The sequence below is a fragment of the Rhodopila sp. genome (assembly GCF_035548095.1).
Lineage (GTDB): Bacteria > Pseudomonadota > Alphaproteobacteria > Acetobacterales > Acetobacteraceae > Rhodopila.
The window spans coordinates 108,200-124,473 of sequence record NZ_DASZUV010000014.1 but is presented as its reverse complement, the minus strand read 5'-3'; the positions used below and the strand labels follow the sequence as shown (position 1 = coordinate 124,473).

The 16,274-nt window shown below is 65.9% G+C and carries 17 protein-coding genes; 10 read left to right on the top strand and 7 right to left on the bottom strand.

Features of this window, described 5'->3' with window-relative positions:
- The first annotated feature begins 276 nt into the window (after positions 1-276).
- The 4 genes from VHC04_RS11160 to bfr all read left to right on the top strand — a co-directional run bounded on the left by VHC04_RS11160 (position 277) and on the right by bfr (position 2,034).
- Positions 277-798, top strand: coding sequence for a hypothetical protein (locus VHC04_RS11160; RefSeq protein ID WP_325681095.1), 522 nt, complete (start codon positions 277-279; stop codon positions 796-798).
- Positions 799-809: 11 nt separating this feature from the next.
- Positions 810-1,043 (top strand): hypothetical protein, encoded by a 234-nt coding sequence (locus VHC04_RS11155; protein WP_325681093.1) that lies wholly within the window; start codon positions 810-812, stop codon positions 1,041-1,043.
- Positions 1,043-1,285: a (2Fe-2S)-binding protein gene (locus VHC04_RS11150; protein WP_325681091.1), complete on the top strand. Its 243-nt coding sequence runs from the start codon at positions 1,043-1,045 to the stop codon at positions 1,283-1,285. The genes VHC04_RS11155 and VHC04_RS11150 overlap by 1 nt, the downstream gene beginning before the upstream one ends.
- A 263-nt stretch (positions 1,286-1,548) precedes the next feature.
- Positions 1,549-2,034: a bacterioferritin gene (gene bfr / locus VHC04_RS11145; RefSeq protein ID WP_325681089.1), complete on the top strand. Its 486-nt coding sequence runs from the start codon at positions 1,549-1,551 to the stop codon at positions 2,032-2,034.
- Positions 2,035-2,080: 46 nt separating this feature from the next.
- On the opposite strand, the gene mtnA is transcribed toward bfr, so the two are convergent.
- Genes mtnA through VHC04_RS11130 form a run of 3 tightly spaced genes read right to left on the bottom strand, consistent with a single transcriptional unit; the run spans position 2,081 to position 4,082 of the window.
- Positions 2,081-3,169, bottom strand: coding sequence for an S-methyl-5-thioribose-1-phosphate isomerase (gene mtnA / locus VHC04_RS11140; protein ID WP_325681087.1), 1,089 nt, complete (start codon positions 3,167-3,169; stop codon positions 2,081-2,083).
- The gene (locus VHC04_RS11135) at positions 3,166-3,666 is read right to left on the bottom strand and encodes a UPF0262 family protein (RefSeq protein WP_325681085.1); all 501 of its coding nucleotides are present in this window, start codon (positions 3,664-3,666) and stop codon (positions 3,166-3,168) included. Before VHC04_RS11135 ends, mtnA begins: the two co-directional genes overlap by 4 nt.
- Complete coding sequence (locus tag VHC04_RS11130; RefSeq protein ID WP_325681083.1) at positions 3,663-4,082, bottom strand: DUF983 domain-containing protein; 420 nt, start codon at positions 4,080-4,082, stop codon at positions 3,663-3,665. Before VHC04_RS11130 ends, VHC04_RS11135 begins: the two co-directional genes overlap by 4 nt.
- 143 nt (positions 4,083-4,225) lie before the next feature.
- On the opposite strand from VHC04_RS11130, the gene VHC04_RS11125 reads away from it, so the two are divergent.
- Positions 4,226-4,876: an aspartate/glutamate racemase family protein gene (locus VHC04_RS11125; RefSeq protein ID WP_325681081.1), complete on the top strand. Its 651-nt coding sequence runs from the start codon at positions 4,226-4,228 to the stop codon at positions 4,874-4,876.
- 358 nt (positions 4,877-5,234) lie between these two features.
- Here the strand turns inward: VHC04_RS11125 and VHC04_RS11120 are convergent, their stop codons facing one another.
- Complete coding sequence (locus VHC04_RS11120) at positions 5,235-6,221, bottom strand: N-carbamoyl-D-amino-acid hydrolase (protein ID WP_325681079.1); 987 nt, start codon at positions 6,219-6,221, stop codon at positions 5,235-5,237.
- A 212-nt stretch (positions 6,222-6,433) separates the two neighbouring features.
- Here VHC04_RS11120 and VHC04_RS11115 point away from each other — a divergent pair, with 212 nt between their 5' ends.
- The 3 genes from VHC04_RS11115 to VHC04_RS11105 all read left to right on the top strand — a co-directional run bounded on the left by VHC04_RS11115 (position 6,434) and on the right by VHC04_RS11105 (position 10,084).
- Positions 6,434-7,933 carry an MmgE/PrpD family protein gene (locus tag VHC04_RS11115; protein ID WP_325681077.1) on the top strand — a complete coding sequence of 500 codons (1,500 nt, stop codon included), beginning with the start codon at positions 6,434-6,436 and terminating at the stop codon, positions 7,931-7,933.
- Between the two features lie 18 nt (positions 7,934-7,951).
- Positions 7,952-9,109, top strand: a complete 1,158-nt coding sequence (gene prpC / locus VHC04_RS11110) for a bifunctional 2-methylcitrate synthase/citrate synthase (protein WP_325681075.1) — start codon at positions 7,952-7,954, stop codon at positions 9,107-9,109.
- Positions 9,110-9,679: 570 nt separating this feature from the next.
- Complete coding sequence (locus VHC04_RS11105; protein ID WP_325681073.1) at positions 9,680-10,084, top strand: histone H1-like repetitive region-containing protein; 405 nt, start codon at positions 9,680-9,682, stop codon at positions 10,082-10,084.
- 138 nt (positions 10,085-10,222) lie between these two features.
- Here VHC04_RS11105 and otnK read toward each other — a convergent pair whose 3' ends face one another.
- Together otnK and VHC04_RS11095 are read right to left on the bottom strand one after the other, a co-directional pair.
- Positions 10,223-11,518, bottom strand: coding sequence for a 3-oxo-tetronate kinase (otnK, locus tag VHC04_RS11100; RefSeq protein ID WP_325681071.1), 1,296 nt, complete (start codon positions 11,516-11,518; stop codon positions 10,223-10,225).
- Positions 11,463-12,566: a glycosyltransferase family 4 protein gene (locus tag VHC04_RS11095; protein ID WP_325681068.1), complete on the bottom strand. Its 1,104-nt coding sequence runs from the start codon at positions 12,564-12,566 to the stop codon at positions 11,463-11,465. The genes otnK and VHC04_RS11095 overlap by 56 nt, the downstream gene beginning before the upstream one ends.
- A 451-nt stretch (positions 12,567-13,017) precedes the next feature.
- Here VHC04_RS11095 and VHC04_RS11090 point away from each other — a divergent pair, with 451 nt between their 5' ends.
- Together VHC04_RS11090 and VHC04_RS11085 are read left to right on the top strand one after the other, a co-directional pair.
- Positions 13,018-14,259 (top strand): DEAD/DEAH box helicase, encoded by a 1,242-nt coding sequence (locus tag VHC04_RS11090; RefSeq protein ID WP_325681351.1) that lies wholly within the window; start codon positions 13,018-13,020, stop codon positions 14,257-14,259.
- A 139-nt stretch (positions 14,260-14,398) separates the two neighbouring features.
- The gene (locus VHC04_RS11085; RefSeq protein ID WP_325681064.1) at positions 14,399-15,124 is read left to right on the top strand and encodes an aspartate/glutamate racemase family protein; all 726 of its coding nucleotides are present in this window, start codon (positions 14,399-14,401) and stop codon (positions 15,122-15,124) included.
- A 113-nt stretch (positions 15,125-15,237) separates the two neighbouring features.
- Here VHC04_RS11085 and VHC04_RS11080 read toward each other — a convergent pair whose 3' ends face one another.
- Entirely contained in the window at positions 15,238-16,191 is a 954-nt protein-coding gene (locus tag VHC04_RS11080; RefSeq protein WP_325681062.1) for an aldo/keto reductase, read from the bottom strand.
- Between the last annotated feature and the right edge of the window lie 83 nt (positions 16,192-16,274).

The window sequence follows — 16,274 nt, the reverse complement described above, 5'->3', positions numbered from 1 at the left end:
AAGCCGATGGCATGCCTGCGACGGCCGCAGACATGCGGGCGCGCCAGGCCGGCCACAGAACGGACCGCTGATGAGCGCCAGCGGGCATGCAGACCGTCCTGCACGAAGTCGGACGGCCGCTTCGACCGCCTTCCCGTGCCGTCGAACAGGGGCCCTGCGTCCCGATGGCCGAAGCGCACTCGAAGCCGCTGCAGAATGAGAATGAGAATGATTCTCTATTGCGAATCATTCTCATTCATCGCAGGATGCGGACGCCACGCAGGAGGTTCCCCCTAGATGGGCCAAATCATCCGACTCCCCGCTCACCCGGCCGCCTACCCCGACACCTGCACGCGGCTGGACACCGCCGAATGCGTGGCTTTGCTGGCGATGCGATGGTGGGTCGCCGCGTTTCGCCAGAATGAGGATCCGTTGCCGCGCATCAGCGGCGGGCTGGAACGGGCGGGTGCCGGCCGAGCGGCATTGTCGGTGGATGCGCTGATGTCGATTGTGGCGCGGTCCGCCCGGCGGTCCCTGATGATTCACCGGCCACGCTGCCCGCATCTGGGCACTGATGAAACCCATCTGCTGCATGCCGCGGCGCTGGTGCAGCAGGGCGATCGTCATTTGGCCGAAAAAGCACTGCATATCGCTCTGTTATCCGCGCAGGGCGCCGAATTCGCGCTGGGCCCGCTGGATGGGCTGGGTCACCTGTTCGCCCAGGCCCGCCTCTTCTTCCGCCGACGGCTGCCGCCTGACACCACCGTACACGATGAGGAAGGCTGGTCATCCAACCTCTACTCCGACATGGTCCATTGAGGAGGCGCGGAATGGAACGGCATTTCTCCACCGGCACCTCCATGATCGTGGCGTTGATGGCGGCGCATCGGGAAGCACAGCAGGCCGCCGCCCTTGGCCGCCGTGTCCACGCCGCCTGCTCCCAGGAAACCGTCGCTCGGATCGAGGCCTATCTACGGGATACGGTCGCTTCATCCACACCCGATCACTCGCATGTGAAAATTGCGAGTAGTTCGCATTTACATTCTCGCGAAGCTGCGCTTTAATGCCCATCACGGCCGGCGGACCCCGGCCGCAGGAGAGGTTACGCCCCGTGTATGTCTGCCTCTGCAATGCCCTGACCGACCGCCATGTGAAGCACGCCGTCACGACGGCCGGTGTGACCAAGACGTCCGAGGTCTATGCCGCCTGCGGCTGTCGCGCCCAATGCGGCCAGTGCGTCAGGTCTGTCGTGAACTTGCTGCGTGGTATTGTCGGGACAGAACCGGAGTTACACGCCGCCGATTGAGCGAACGGCATCGCCGCCCTTCGGGCGGTCGCTGGCAGCGAACCCGCCGCGCCACCAGTCGCCTTCTTGAAGGGCGCGACACTGGGTGGAGATGTTTTTCTTGCACGATCTCCTGTCACGGTAGACAACGTGGCGGCTGGCCGGGTCGGCTCTGTTTTGGTTCCCGTTTTCGGGTCGCCAAGCGCCGCCCCCTCGGCGCTCATGCCGTGCGATCTCCCACTTCCGCCGGTGGACACGATCGCACCCTACCGGAGGAATAACGGATGCTGCGCGATCCGAAGGTTGTGGAACACCTCAACACCCAGCTTACAAATGAGCTGACGGCGATCAACCAGTACTTCCTGCACGCGCGGACCCTGCAGCATTGGGGCATCACCAAGCTGGGGAAGCAGGAATACGACGAATCGATCGACGAGATGAAGCACGCGGACAAGCTGATCAAGCGCATCCTGTTCCTGGATGGCTTGCCCAACGTGCAGCGGCTGAATCCCATCCAGGTGGGGGAGGATGTGGAGCAAATCCTGAAGTCCGACCTCGCGCTGGAAGAGAAGGCGATGACGGACCTGCGTGCGGGCATCGCCTATTGTGAGAGCGTGCAGGATTTCGTGTCACGCGAGCTGCTGGTGGAAATCCTGGACAGCGAGGAAGAGCACGTCGACTTCCTGGAACGCCAGTTCGACCTGATCGCGAAGATCGGGATCGAGCGCTATATCCTGCTGAATTCGGCACCCGCGCCAGAGCAGGAATAGGGTCGCGATACGGCTGCCCCGAGGCCGGTCTCCATGCCCGCGATCTTTATGCCCGCTCGGGGAACAGCCGCGCCAACCCCTCGGCCGAGGCATCGCAGCGGCCGCGTTCCGTGATCAGGCCGGTGACCAGCCTGGCCGGCGTGACATCGAAGGCCGGATTCGCCGCCGGGCTGCCGGAAGACACGATCCGCATCGTCGCGATGGTTCCGTCGGCGAGTTGGCCGGTCATATCGGTGACCTCGGCCTGGCCGCGCTCCTCGATGGGAATATCCGCCACGCCGTCGGCTACGGTCCAGTCGATGGTGGTGGAAGGCAGCGCGACCCAGAACGGCACGCCGTTATCCTTGGCGGCGAGCGCCTTCAGATAGGTGCCGATCTTGTTGGCGACATCGCCATGCCGCGTGACCCGGTCGGTGCCGACGATCACGAGATCGACTTCGCCATGCTGCATCAGGTGGCCACCGGCATTGTCGGCGACCACGGTATGCGGCACGCCGTGCCTGCCCAATTCCCATGCCGTCAGCGCGGCTCCCTGGTTGCGCGGCCGCGTCTCGTCGACCCAGACATGCAAGTCGATGCCGGCGTCATGCGCCATGTAGATCGGCGCCAGGGCGGTGCCCCAGTCCACCGTGGCCAGCCAGCCGGCATTGCAATGGGTCAGGACGTTGACGCGCCGGGCGGGTCGCACCGCCTGCCGGATCAGCGGGAGACCGTGCCGGCCGATCGCCTCGTTCTGCGCCGCGTCCTCGTCCGCGATGCGCCCGGCCTCCTCATAGGCGGCGGCGACGCGTTCCGCCGGCGGGGTGTTGCGCAGCCGGGTCAGCATCCGCTCCAGCGCCCAGCGCAGGTTCACGGCCGTCGGGCGGGTGGCGTTCAGCAGCCCGGCGTCGCGTTCCATCGCCTCGGTGGAGGCATCGGCGCGCAGAGCCAGACACAGTGCGTAGGCAGCCACTGCGCCGATCAGCGGTGCCCCTCGCGTCTGCATGGACTTGATGGCATGGGCGCCCTGGTCCCGCGTGGTCAGGCGCAGGATATCCAGCGTCCAAGGCAGTTTGGTCTGGTCGAAGATACGGACCGACCAGCCGTCATCCGGATCGACCCACACGCTGCGGTAGGTGACGCCGTCGACCTTCATCGCGCCGGTACCCGCTGGGCGAGGACGCAGACCAGGGTGAACAGCCGGCGCGCGGTATCGAAGTCGATATCGATCTTGCCGGCCAGGCGTTGCGTCATCAGTTCCGCCCCTTCGTTGTGCAGGCCGCGGCGGCCCATGTCGATGGCCTGGATCCGCTGCTCCCGCCCCTCGTGCACGGCCAGGATGTGGCTGTCCACCAGCAGTTGATAGTCCTTTACCAGCCGGCGGAACGGCCCCAGCGCAAGACCGACGACGGTCAGCCGTCGCTCTCCGGCGTCGCGGATATCGAAGACGAGCCGTCCCTCGACGATCGACAGGTGCAGCGCATAGGGACCAGGGTCGGTGGTGCCGATCAGCGGCGCGAAATGGTTGGCCGCAGCCAGGTCGGCCACCGCCTGTTCCCGGTCCGCCTCGATATAGGGTGACAGGTTCGCGGGCATCTCGCCGTCCAGGATCACGTGGTCCAGACGGCGGGCCGAGCTTGTGATATCGGTCATCCTGGTGGCGTGGACTTGAGCATATCCAGGTTGGTCATGACCCCGACGGTGGCGCCCTTGATGGGTTGCAGCAGCGCGAGGCACAGAGCCAGGGTCAGCGGCAGGAAGATAGCCGCCATCAGCCACACCGGCGGCTCTCCCATCCGGTCTACCTCGAACAGCAAGGGTACGACGATGTGGCCGACCACGAGGATGGTCAGATAGGGCGGCGCGTCGTCGGCACGCGCCAGGCCCAGCGGGGCGCCGCACGCGCTGCAGGCGGGCACGATCTTGAGGAACTTGTTGAAAATCTTCCCCTTCCCGCAGGCCGGGCAGCGCCCCTTCAAGCCCCACAGGATGGCACTGGACATCGTTGGCTGCGGCCACGGATTGGCTGGTTTGGCGGCAGTCTCGGCGGTCCAGCGGGTCGGAGCCATGGCGAAATCTTCTCCTTCAGCGCCGGATCAGCGGTTTCTCCCGCGTCAGGACGCCCTGATAAGGTGGCAGACTAGCTTCTGCTGCACCGCAACGCCATATCGGCACGCTTGATTGCCATCTCCAGAGCGGGGAGGATCGGCGCATGGCACGTATTCTGGTGATCAACCCCAACTCCTCCGCCGCCTGTTCGGCGGGGATCGATGCCGTGGTGGACCGTTTCCGCCTGCCGGGGGCCCCGGCGATCGAGGTCGCGACGCTGTGCGAGGGTCCTCCGGCGATCATGACATGGCAGCACTGGCACGCGGTCGTCGGCCCGATTTGCGCCGAGATCGAACGGGAAGCCGCCGACGCCTATATCATCGCCTGCGCCTCCGACCCTGGCATCGAGGCCGCTCGGTCCGTCACCCGCCGGCCGGTATTGGGCATCTTTCGCTCCGCCGTGGCCAGCGCGGTGGCGCGGGCGGAGCGGTTCGGGATCATCGCCATGGTGGATGCCTCTGTGCCGCGCCACGCGGCGGCGCTGCGCTCCATGGGGCTGGAGGCAAGACTGGCCGGGGAGGTGCCGCTGAACCTGCCGATGCAGACCTTGCTGGACCCGAAGGCGGCGCGATCAGCACTGATTCGGGCCGCGGAGATGTTGCGGTCGATGGGGGCGGAGACGCTGATCCTGGGCTGCACCGGCATGGCGCACCACCGCGCCGCGGTGCAGGAGGCCGCTGGCCTGCCGGTGATCGAGCCGACCCAGGCGGCGGTGACGCAGGCGATCGGGATATTGCTGGCGGAGGCCGGCTGAAGCCTGACAGGGCCAGGCTGAGCCTGCCAGGCTTTATCAACTCTTTGATTCAAGGGCGCGATTCACGCCTTCCAACCGCCGGCTTCAGGCGATCGCGCTCTACGCGGCAGGCCAGGGTTCGTCATCAGCCGGGGAAACAATCGCCGGGGAAACAATCGCCGGGGAAACAATCGATGCTACGGTTACGGTGACCGCCTTCCATCCATGGGCCGCGTCAACCAGGGCGGATGCCGGCAGGGCGGATGGCTGCAGGGCGGATGCAGGCCGGCGGCGAGTCGTTAGCCTTTAAAAACGGACTGCATCGCCAGTGCACCGGCCGTCCCGTTCCCGGGGCACCCGCCGCCGATCCGGTGTCAGATCAAGCCCGCTTCCACACAGGCGGCTCGACGGCGCCGACCTGCCCGGTGATCCGCACATAGGCTTCCGGCCGGCGATGCTTCTCGAACGCAAAGATCGTCGTGCGACCCAGGGTGCACATGTCCAGGTCGCAATCAGCGGTGACCAGTTCGTCGTCCCAGCTTCCCGCCATGGCGATGATCTCACCCTGCGGGTTCACGATGATCGAGTGGCCGAACAGCTCGCATCCATCCTCGATGCCAGCCTTGGCCGTCGCGACAGCGAAACAGGCATTCTGATAGCAGCCGGCCTGGATCGACAGGTGGGAATGAAACACCCGCAGGTGATGTGCTTCGAACCCGCCGGCCTCCTGGTTCAGGCTGGGCGTGTTGTAGCCCAGCATCACCAGCTCCACGCTTTGCAGTCCCAGCACGCGCCAGGCTTCCGGCCAGCGGCGATCGTTGCAGATGAGCATGCCCATATTGAGGCCAGGCAGGGTTCCCATCGGCGCGCGTATGACCGGGAAGCCCAGATTGCCGACCTCGAAATACCGCTTCTCCAGATGCTGCACCTTGCGGCGCGGATCATATTCGGCGTGACCTGGCAAATGCACCTTGCGATACTTCAGCAGGATATCACCCGCCGGGCTGACCAGGATCGCCGTGTTGAAACGGCGCTTGCGCACCACGCCGGTTTCATCCGCTTCATGCGCGATCTCCGCATAGCCCAGATGAAAGCCGATCCCATGGCGCGCCGCAGCCTCGAACAGCGGGGCGGTTTCGTTCGACGGCATCGCCGTCTCGAACCAGCCATCCGCCTCGGCGATATCGGCGTGATAGTGCCGCGGAAAGAAAGTCGTCAGCGCCAGTTCGGGAAATACCACCAGTTCCACGCCGCGCTTGTGCGCACGTTCCATCAACCGGACCATGCGCTCAACCGCGACGGACCGGGGTTCCGCCTTCTGGATCGGACCAAGCTGCGCGGCGGCGACAGTGATGATGCGGGCCAAATGGTTTCTCCTTGGCAAGGGAATCTCGGGGGCGGGCATGCCGGCCGGCGACCACGGCTGCCGTATCATCATACAGAACCGCCGGTCTCCCGCCATCACGCATAACTCCGTCCCGTCCACCGTTGCGCGCTTGCCGTTCCATGGGCGCGACACTACGAAGCACGCCAATCACTGTCGTCGGACAAGGCTCCACGCGGCACGGAGGACAGCGCATGATCGACCATGACGTCCGGGTCTACCCGTCCAGAACCGAGCTGAAACGCGAGGATCAACTGGCGTGGAAACTGGCCGGCGTCGCCGCCGACAGGGTCGCCGTTGCCAGGGATGTGCGGGAGATGATCATCAACCGGATCATCGACAATGCCGCGGTGGCCGTCGCCGCATTGAACCGGCATCCGGTCGTCTCCGCGCGTGACATGGCGCTGGCCCGTCCTCACCGGCACGGCGCATCCGTGTTCGGCGTGAGGTCCAGCACCCGCGTCACACCGGAATGGGCGGCTTGGGCCAATGGCGTCGCAGTGCGCGAGCTGGACATGCACGACACATTCCTGGCTGCCGATTATTCCCATCCCGGCGACACCATTCCGCCGATCCTGGCAGTCGCGCAGACCAGGGAAAAATCCGGCCGCGATCTGATCCGCGGCATCGCCACCGGATACGAAATCCAGATCGACCTGGTGCGCGCGATCTGCCTGCACAAGCACAAGATCGACCACATTGCCCATCTGTGCCCGGCCCAGGCGGCTGGCATCGGCACGCTGCTGGGCCTGAAGCAGGACGTCATCCATCAGGCCGTGCAGCAGGCCGTGCATGTCAGCTTCACCACGCGACAGTCACGCAAAGGTGAAATCAGCTCCTGGAAAGCCTATGCCCCGGCGCATGCCGGCAAGCTGGCGATCGAGGCGGTGGATCGGGCGATGCGCGGCGAAGGGGCGCCAAGCCCGATCTATGAGGGCGAGGATAGCGTGATCGCGGCGATGCTTGACGGGCCGGCCGCGCATTACACGGTGGCATTGCCGACCACCGGCGAAGCGAAGCGTGCCATCATGGACTCCTATACGAAGGAGCACAGCGGCGAATACCAGTCGCAGGCATTGATCGACCTTGCCTTCCGCATGCGTGAGAGGATCGAGGATTTCGAGGCGATCGAAAAAATCGTGATCCATACCAGCCATCACACGCACCATGTGATCGGCACCGGTGCCAATGATCCGCAGAAGATGGATCCGAACGCCAGCCGCGAAACGCTCGACCACTCGATCATGTACATCTTCGCCGTCGCCATGCAGGACGGCACCTGGCACCACATCCACTCCTACGCACCGAAACGCGCCGCCCGGCCCGACACGGTACGCCTGTGGCACAAGATCGAAACGACCGAGGATCCCGAGTGGACGCGCCGCTACCATGCCACCGATCCAGCCGAGCTGTCGTTCGGCGGCCGGGTGGAGATTATCCTGCGCGACGGCAGCAGGCTGGTGGACGAGCTGGCGGTGGCCAACGCGCATCCGAACGGCGCGACGCCCTTCGCGCGCGCCGATTATATCCGCAAGTTCGAGACGTTGACCGACGGCATCATCGCCCGGCGCGAGTCGAACCGGTTCCTGGATGTGGTCCAGGATCTGGCGCGGCTACCGGCGGGGGAATTGCACCAGTTGAATGTCGCCGTGCCCAGCGGCACGCTGGTGGTCGGGAAGCCGGGCATTCTTTGACGGAGTCAGGAGGAAAGCATGAGTGAGACGACGACAGCAGCGCCCAACCGGGCGAAGAAGGGTGTGGGCCTGTCCGGCGTCACCGCCGGCAATACGGCGCTGTGCACCGTGGGGCGGGCCGGCAACGACCTGCACTATCGCGGCTACGACATCCTGGAATTTGCCGACAGCAGCGAATTTGAGGAGATCGCCTATCTGATCGTGCACGGCAAGCTGCCCACGCGCGCGGAGCTTGCGGGGTACAAAGCGAAACTGAAATCGCTGCGCGGTCTGCCGGCCTCTGTAAAGACCGTGCTGGAAGCATTGCCGCCGGCGGCGCATCCGATGGACGTGATGCGCACGGCCGTCTCCGCCCTGGGCTGCGCGCTGCCGGAAAAGGAAGACCAGAACCAGCCGGGCGCGCGCGACATCGCCGACCGGTTGATGGCCTGCCTCGGCTCCGCGCTGCTGTACTGGTTCCACTATGCGCATAACGGCAAGCGCATCGATGTGGAGACCGACGACGATTCCATTGGCGGCCACTTCCTGCATCTGCTGCACGGCAAGGCGCCGACGGCGGACCATGTGCGGGCGATGCACACGTCGTTGATCTTGTATGCAGAGCATGAGTTCAACGCGTCGACCTTCACCTGCCGCGTCGTTGCCGGCACCGGGGCCGACATGTACTCCGCGATCACCGCCGGGATCGGCGCGCTGCGCGGCCCGAAGCACGGCGGCGCGAACGAGGTGTCGTTCGAGATCCAGAGCCGCTACACCACGCCCGATGAAGCCGAGGCGGATATCCGCAAGCGGATCGAGCAGAAGCAGGTGATCATCGGCTTTGGCCACGCCGTCTATACGATCGCCGATCCTCGCAACAAGGTGATCAAGGAAGTCGCCCGGCGTCTGTCGAGGACCGCCGGCAACATGAAGCTGTTCGACATTGCCGACCGCATCGAGGCGACGATGTGGGATGCGAAGCGGATGTTCGCGAACCTCGATTGGTTCAGCGCCATCTCCTATCACATGATGGGCGTGCCGACCGCGATGTTCACGCCGCTGTTCGTTATCGCGCGCACATCCGGCTGGGCCGCGCACGTGATCGAACAGCGCATCGACAACAAGCTGATCCGCCCGACAGCGAATTATGTCGGCCCCGAGGACTTGAAGTTCGTGCCGCTGGATCAGCGCGGCTGAACCCGGTCGAGTCTGATTCGAACCGACCGCCGCGGCAGGGGATGCCGCGGCGGTTTCGTTTTTTACCCATGGCGTCAGCGCTGCGGGCACCGGCATCAGGGATGCGAGCATTGGGGCGTCAACGCCGCTGACGCAATTTTTTTACCGGCTTTCCATCCATCCCTGGTTGCTTTTCGTTGACATCGGCGCGGGAGACGCAGAATAGCGATTCTGTGTCCGCGAATCGATTCGTTCCATCCAGGGTTGGCGATCAACGGATGGGTCGGCGCGCGGGTCGTTCAACAGAAGGACGGTCGATGGGCCGCGACACTGCTAGGCCTGAGAAGAGTCGATCAAGCACTGAAAATGAGTGCGCAGGGCGTGTTGTCGTGCATGCCGGTCACGCCCGACCGATCGATGGCGACAACCCGCTCGTCGGTTTGGCAATGCAACAAATACCGCGGCGTGTTGATGAGCAGCGGTCAGCTTCCCCTCTGCTCGCAATCCGGCCTGTCTCAGAGGTTCGCCCGATCCGGCGCGCCGCTTCACAACGCACGACCAAGACCCGCTCGGTAACAAGGAGATTTGCAGGTGAGCACTGACGACACACTGGACGAGCCGACACGCGCCCAGCCGATGGCGATGCGCGCGGCGGTGAAGAAGGCCGCGCCGAAGAAAGCGGCCGTGAAGAAGGCGGCACCGAAGAAGGCGGCGGTGAAGAAGGCCGCCGTGAAGAAGGCGGCACCGAAAAAGGCGGCACCGAAGAAGGCTGCCGTGAAGAAGGCGGCACCGAAAAAGGCGGTGGTGAAGAAAGCCGCCGTGAAGAAGGCGGCGCCGAAAAAGGCGGCGGTGAAGAAGGCTGCCGTGAAGAAGGCGGCACCGAAAAAGGCGGCACCGAAGAAGGCGGCGACAAGGAAGGCCGCCCCAAAGAAGGCTGCGTCGCGCCGCAAGGCCGCGCCGCCCCCCGCGACCACGCCAGCGCCAGCCGAATCGTAACCCCACGCCCGGTTCGAAAAAGGCGCCGCAAGGCGCCTTTTTTGTCTCCGCACCTCAGGTCCCGCGAGCGGATCGGCGCGGCCGCAGCGGTTCCAGTCAGGCTGAAACCGCTCATCGCGCCGCTGTCGCGCGGCCATATCAGCCCAAAGTGCGAAACGCTTTCAGGAAGAAATCCGTGGCGCCAAAATTGCCTGATTTCAACGCCAGCAACAAATCGTCGCCGGCGCCCGAGGCACAGGTCCATGGCACGCCGGGATCGATCTCGGCGCCGATCCGAAGCGAACGCACGCCCAGTCGTCCAACCACCGCGCCTGATGTCTCCCCGCCAGCCACGACAAGCTGACGCACACCACGCGCCACCAGCCCCTCGGCGACACGCGCCAGTGTTTCCTCCACCAGTGCGCCCGCCGCGTCGCGACCTAGCCGGGCCTGCAGCGCCGAGACCTTGTCCGGTGGCGCCGAGGCGGCGATCACCACAGGCGTGTCGCCCAGCTTGCCATCCACCCAAGCCAGCGCAGCCTCGGCCATCGTCGCGGCATCCGGCGTTGCCAGCGGGTCCAGATCCAGCACCGGCACGTGATCACGCGCGAAACCAAGCTGAGCCAGGGTGGCGCGGGAGCAGGAACCGGCCACCACCGCACGTGCCCCGTCGATGCGCGGCAGATCGGCGCTATCGGTCCGTTCCGGCAGCAGACCGGCCTTGCGGAAGTTCGACCCCAGCCCGATCGCGATGCCGGATCCGCCAGTGATCAGCGCGTGCGCCGCCGCCGCCTCCCCGATCGCGGACAAATGCGCATCGGTGATGGCATCGACGATGGCGTAGCGCCGGCCCTGCTCCTTCAGCCGCGTCATCGCATCACGGATCGCAGCGGCACCCTGGTCGACGGTGACGAACGGAACCAATCCGACCGTGCCGTCCGTCTGGCGCGAGAGCACGCGTACCAGGTTCGCATCCTTCATCGGCGTCAGCGGATGGTTCTCCATGCCGCTTTCGTTCAGCAATGCGCCGCCGACGAACAGGTGGCCCTGGTAGATGGTACGCTGATTGGTCGGGAAGGCCGGACAGGCCAGCGCAAAGCCGCAGCCCAGCGCGGCGACCAGCGCATCGGCGACCGGGCCGATATTGCCTTGATCGGTGCTGTCGAAGGTCGAGCAGTACTTGAAGAAGACCTGTCTGGCACCGCCCGCGCGCAGCCAGTCCAGCACGGCGAGGCTCTCATCGACCGCCTGCTTCACCGGGGCGGTGCGCGACTTCAGTGCCACCACCACGGCATCGGCGTCCGGCACCGGCTGTCCGGAACCGGGCACCCCGATGACCTGGACGGTACGCATGCCGCCGCGCACCAGCATGGAGCACAGATCGGTGGCCCCGGTGAAATCATCGGCGATGGCACCCAGCAGCATGGTCATTTCCCCCTTCGGTGCGCGCCTCATCCAAGCGCGCTTCATGGTGCAGGACGGCGGCGAGACGCTGCGCCTGATCCATCCAGGATGGCAGTGCGCGTCCCGCCTCCCAGGCCGTTGCGGCGAAGTCCCGGCGCAAGGTGCCGTCGAAGATCAGGCGGCGCAGCGCCTTGGCCAACTGCTCGACATCACCCGGCGCGCAGACGACACCAGCCTCGGGCGGCACCAGCGTCGGCGCCGCGCCGGTGGCGGTTACCGCAACCGGCAGGCCGCGCCGCAACGCCTCGGCCAGGGCCATGCCGTAGCCTTCGTACCAGGAAGTCAGCGCGAACAGATCGGCGGACATCCATAAAGCGTCCATTCGCTCCGGCGGGAGTTCACCGGCGAACCTGACGCGGCGTGCGATGCCCAGTTTCTCCACCAGTGCCGCCAGGCCATTCGCATGCACCTTGTCGCGATCGGCGGCGCCGACGATCGTCAACTGCCAGTCGAGATCGGTCAGCCGCGCGAGCGAGCGCAGCAGCACGTCATACCCCTTGCGCGGGATCAGCGCGCCGACTGCCAGGATCGCGCAGCCCTTTCCGGCGGAGCCGATGCTGCGCGGCAGGTCCTCCACGCCGGGCACGATCGCCTGAACGCGGGTTCGCGGCAGCTTGAAATCGGCGGCCAGCCGGTCGGCTGTCTGCTCGCTGGTGGTGACCAGACACGGCATGGCGGCGAACAGGCAGGTCTCCAGCGCCGCAAGGCGCTGGGCGACTTCCGGTTCCAGCCCGGTCTCCTGCGACACGGGGTGATGGATCAGCGCCACCGCCTCCCGCGGCACCATGGCCGGGGCCAGCGCCGCGAAGGCCGGCAGGGCAAGGCCATCGATCAGCGGCACGCTGCCGGAGTCCAGCTCTGCCCAGGCGGCATGGGCGGCATCGATGGCGGCCTGGTCCGGATCGGGGAAGCGGCCCTGCAGCTCGACCACGCGGACATCATGACCCAGGGTGCGCAGGCATTCCACCATGCGGCGATCGTACAGATAGCCGCCGGAGATCGTGTCGAACGGGGCCGGTACCATCAGCGAGATGTGCATCGCTCGGGTTTAGCAGGCGGATGGGCGCAGGCCTACGCCGATGCGGGTTGAACGTGCGAAACCTCGACGTGTGACACGCCTGGTCCATGAATTGCCGCGCCATCTGGACGGCCCCGGCGCGGAACGAGGCCGCCGCGACGCGCCATGGCGATGTGCGCGCGGCATTGGAGGCCCGGAAGAAAACCCTCCTCACCCCGGTCTGATGGCCGAGGATTGGTCCATCCGAGCGCTTCGGCATGGCCGGGCATACACAATCGGGCTTGCAATCCGGCGCCCAGGCCGCCATATGCGGCTCGTGTTTCCGTGATTGCGTGATGAGCGGGCGTTCTTGTGCCCGAAATTTCGGAAAATTCATTTCGATCACACGTTCGTCCCCATTGATCGCGCAGGGTGACGAACAGAGGGCGCTCGCCACGGGCCGGCGCCGGAGTATCCAGTTCCCTTGACACAAGTGACTTTCGCGGCCCTCGGCATCGCCGAACCGCTGCTGCGGGCGCTCGACGCGCGCAAGTTCCATACGCCCACGCCGATCCAGGCCGATGCGATCCCACCTTTGCTGACCGGCCGCGATCTGCTGGGCGTCGCCCAGACCGGCAGCGGCAAGACCGCCGCCTTCAGCCTGCCGCTGCTGCACCACCTGGCGGCCCATCCAGCCCGCCTGGCACCATTCGCGCCGCGCGCCCTGATCCTGGCGCCGACCCGCGAGCTGGCGCTGCAGATCGAGGAGACGATCCGCTTCCTGACCCCGCATCTGCGCCTGCGCACCGCGGTGATCATCGGTGGCGCCTCCCGCTTCAAGCAGGTCGAAACGATGCGGCGTGGCGCCGATATCGTGATCGGCACACCGGGCCGCGTCTGCGACCTGATGCAGACGAAGGAGCTGCATCTGCACGGTGTCCGGCACTTCGTGCTGGATGAGGCCGACCGTATGCTCGATCTGGGCTTCATCCGCGACATCCGACGGATCGTCGCGGCACTCCCGACGCCCCGGCAGAACTGCCTGTTCTCGGCCACCATGCCGCAGGAGGTCGCCGCGCTGGCGCATGGCCTGCTGCACGACCCGGTGCGGGTCGAGATCGCCGTAAAGCAGGAAACCGCGCCGAAGATCGACCAGTTCGTCCATCACATCACTCAGGCCGGCAAGACCGGCCTGCTGCTGTCGTTGCTGGACGATGCGGCGCTCAGCCGGGTGATCGTGTTCACCCGCACCAAGCACGGTGCCAACAAGCTGGCCGCGGCGCTGGAACAGAAGGGCGTGCAGGTCAACGCGATCCACGGCAACAAGAGCCAGCCGCAGCGTGAGAAGGCATTGCGCGAGTTCCGCGGCGGAAGGGCGCGGGTACTGGTGGCGACGGACATCGCCGCGCGCGGCATCGATGTGACCGGCGTCACGCATGTGGTGAACTTCGACCTGCCGGCGGAGCCCGAGAGCTATGTCCACCGTATCGGCCGCACCGCGCGCGCCGGGGCCGCGGGCGTGGCGATCGCCTTCTGTGACCCGGAGGAGCTGGGCGCGCTGCGGCAGATCCAGCGCCTGTCGGGCACCGCACTGACAGTGGTCGGCGACGCGCCGTCGCCAGAGCAGTTCCGCTCGGCACCCGCGAAGCCGAAGCGTCCCGGCCAGGCACAGCGCAAACGGTTCGGCAACCGCAACGGCGGCAACGACAACCGGCGGGTTCGCCGGGCAGCTTGATATCCGGCCGGCCTGGCGGCTGAGGATCGGAGCATGGAAAGTCGGAACGACCTTCTCATGCTCTGCTCCGATCCGCCGGACCGGGCGCTCCATGCCTTCTGACTTTCAGCCTCGGGCGATCGCGCCGTAGACTGACGGCATGTCCGAGCCGAATGACCGAATCCTGGGTGTCCTGGGCGGGATGGGACCGCTGGCCAGTGCGCAGTTCATGCTGCGGCTGACCCTGCTGACGCCGGCATCACGCGACCAGGACCATATCCCCGCCATCCTGTGGTCGGATCCGCGGATTCCCGACCGCATCGCCGGGCGCGCCGGCACCGGGCCGGACCCGCTGCCCTGGCTCCTGCGCGGCATCGATGGTCTGCGCCAGGCGGGCTGTGCCGCCATCGTCATCCCGTGCAACACGGCGCATGCCTGGTATCCAGACATGGTGGCGCACAGCCCGCTGCCCATCCTGCACATCGTCGACGCGGCCGCCGCCGATCTGGATGCGCTGCATCTCGACTCCCGCCGCATCGGCGTGATGGGGACGGTGCCGACGCTGCAATTGCGGCTGTATCAGGACCGTCTGGCGGCGCTGGGCTGGGACTGTATCCAGCCGACCGACGACGAAATGCGGCGCCTGATCCTGCCAGCCATCGCGCAGGTGAAGGTGAATCGATTGGCCGAGGCCCATCCGCCGTTGGCAGAGGCGGTGAACCTGCTCGCCGCCCGTGGTGCCTCGGCGGTGGTGCTGGGTTGCACGGAAATCCCGTTGGGCATTCTGGCCGGGCCTTCGGATGCGCTGCGCGTGCCGGTCATCGATACGATCGACTCCCTGGCGCGCGCATCGATCCGCTGGGCACGGCCGACAGCCGAGGGCTGATATCGGCCAAAATCACCCTCAGAAGCGACCCGCCCGGGAACCGCGCTCAGAGCACGATCGCCCGGGGGATAGCGGTCAGAAAAGGGTGAACGTGCCCTTCAACCACGGGCTCGCTAGCGCGGCTTGCTGGCGGCATCGATCTTCGCGATCGAATCGGCGTCCAGTTCGATCGTCGCGGCACCGACCAGCTCCGCCAATTGCTCCAGATTGGTCGCGCTCACGATCGGCGCCGTGACACTGGGCCGCGCGATCAGCCAGGCGATGGCGATCTGGCCCGGCTTCGCCTCATAACGATGCGCGACCTCATCCAGCGCCTTGATCACGCCGAAACCATAATCGTTCAGGTATTTCTCGACGCGCGAGCCGCGCGCCTTGCCCTCGGCATCCGCTTTCGAGCGATACTTTCCACTCAGGAACCCGCTGGCCAGGGAGTAGTAGCCGATAACCCCGACCTTCTCCCTCAGACACAGATCCTCCAAGGGACCCTCGAACTCGCCGCGCTCCACCAGGCTGTATTGCGGCTGCAGGCTCTGGTAGCGCGGCAGGCCTTTTTCGGTGCTGACCTTCAATGACTCCGCCAGGCGGTCGGCGGTGAAGTTTGAGGCGCCGATCTCCCGCACCTTGCCGGCCTTGATGAGATCGGCATAGGCGGACAGGGTTTCCTCGATCGGCGTGTCGGGGTCGTCGCGGTGCGATTGGTACAGGTCGATATAGTCCGTCTGCAACCGGCGCAGCGACGCCTCGACGGCTTCCTGCATATACCGGCGGGACAATCCCTTCTTGCCAGGCGCCATCTCGATGCCGAGTTTCGTCGCCAGAATGAGCTTGTCGCGGTTGCCGCGCGCCTTCAGCCACCTGCCGATGATCGTTTCGGATTCCCCGCCGGTATTGCCGGGTACCCAGCGCGAATAGACATCCGCCGTGTCGAGGAAGTTGAACCCGGCATCCAGCCACGCATCCAGCAGGGCAAAGGATGTCTTCTCATCAGCCGTCCAGCCGAACACGTTGCAGCCGAACGTGATCGGCGGCACTTCCAGCGACGACTGGCCCAATCTGCGCTTCTGCATGTCTTGCCCTTTCGTGGCGAAACCCATTCCAGTCAGCCGCAGGGCAGCCCGCGCGGCGCCGCCCTGCCATGATGGGTGAACTT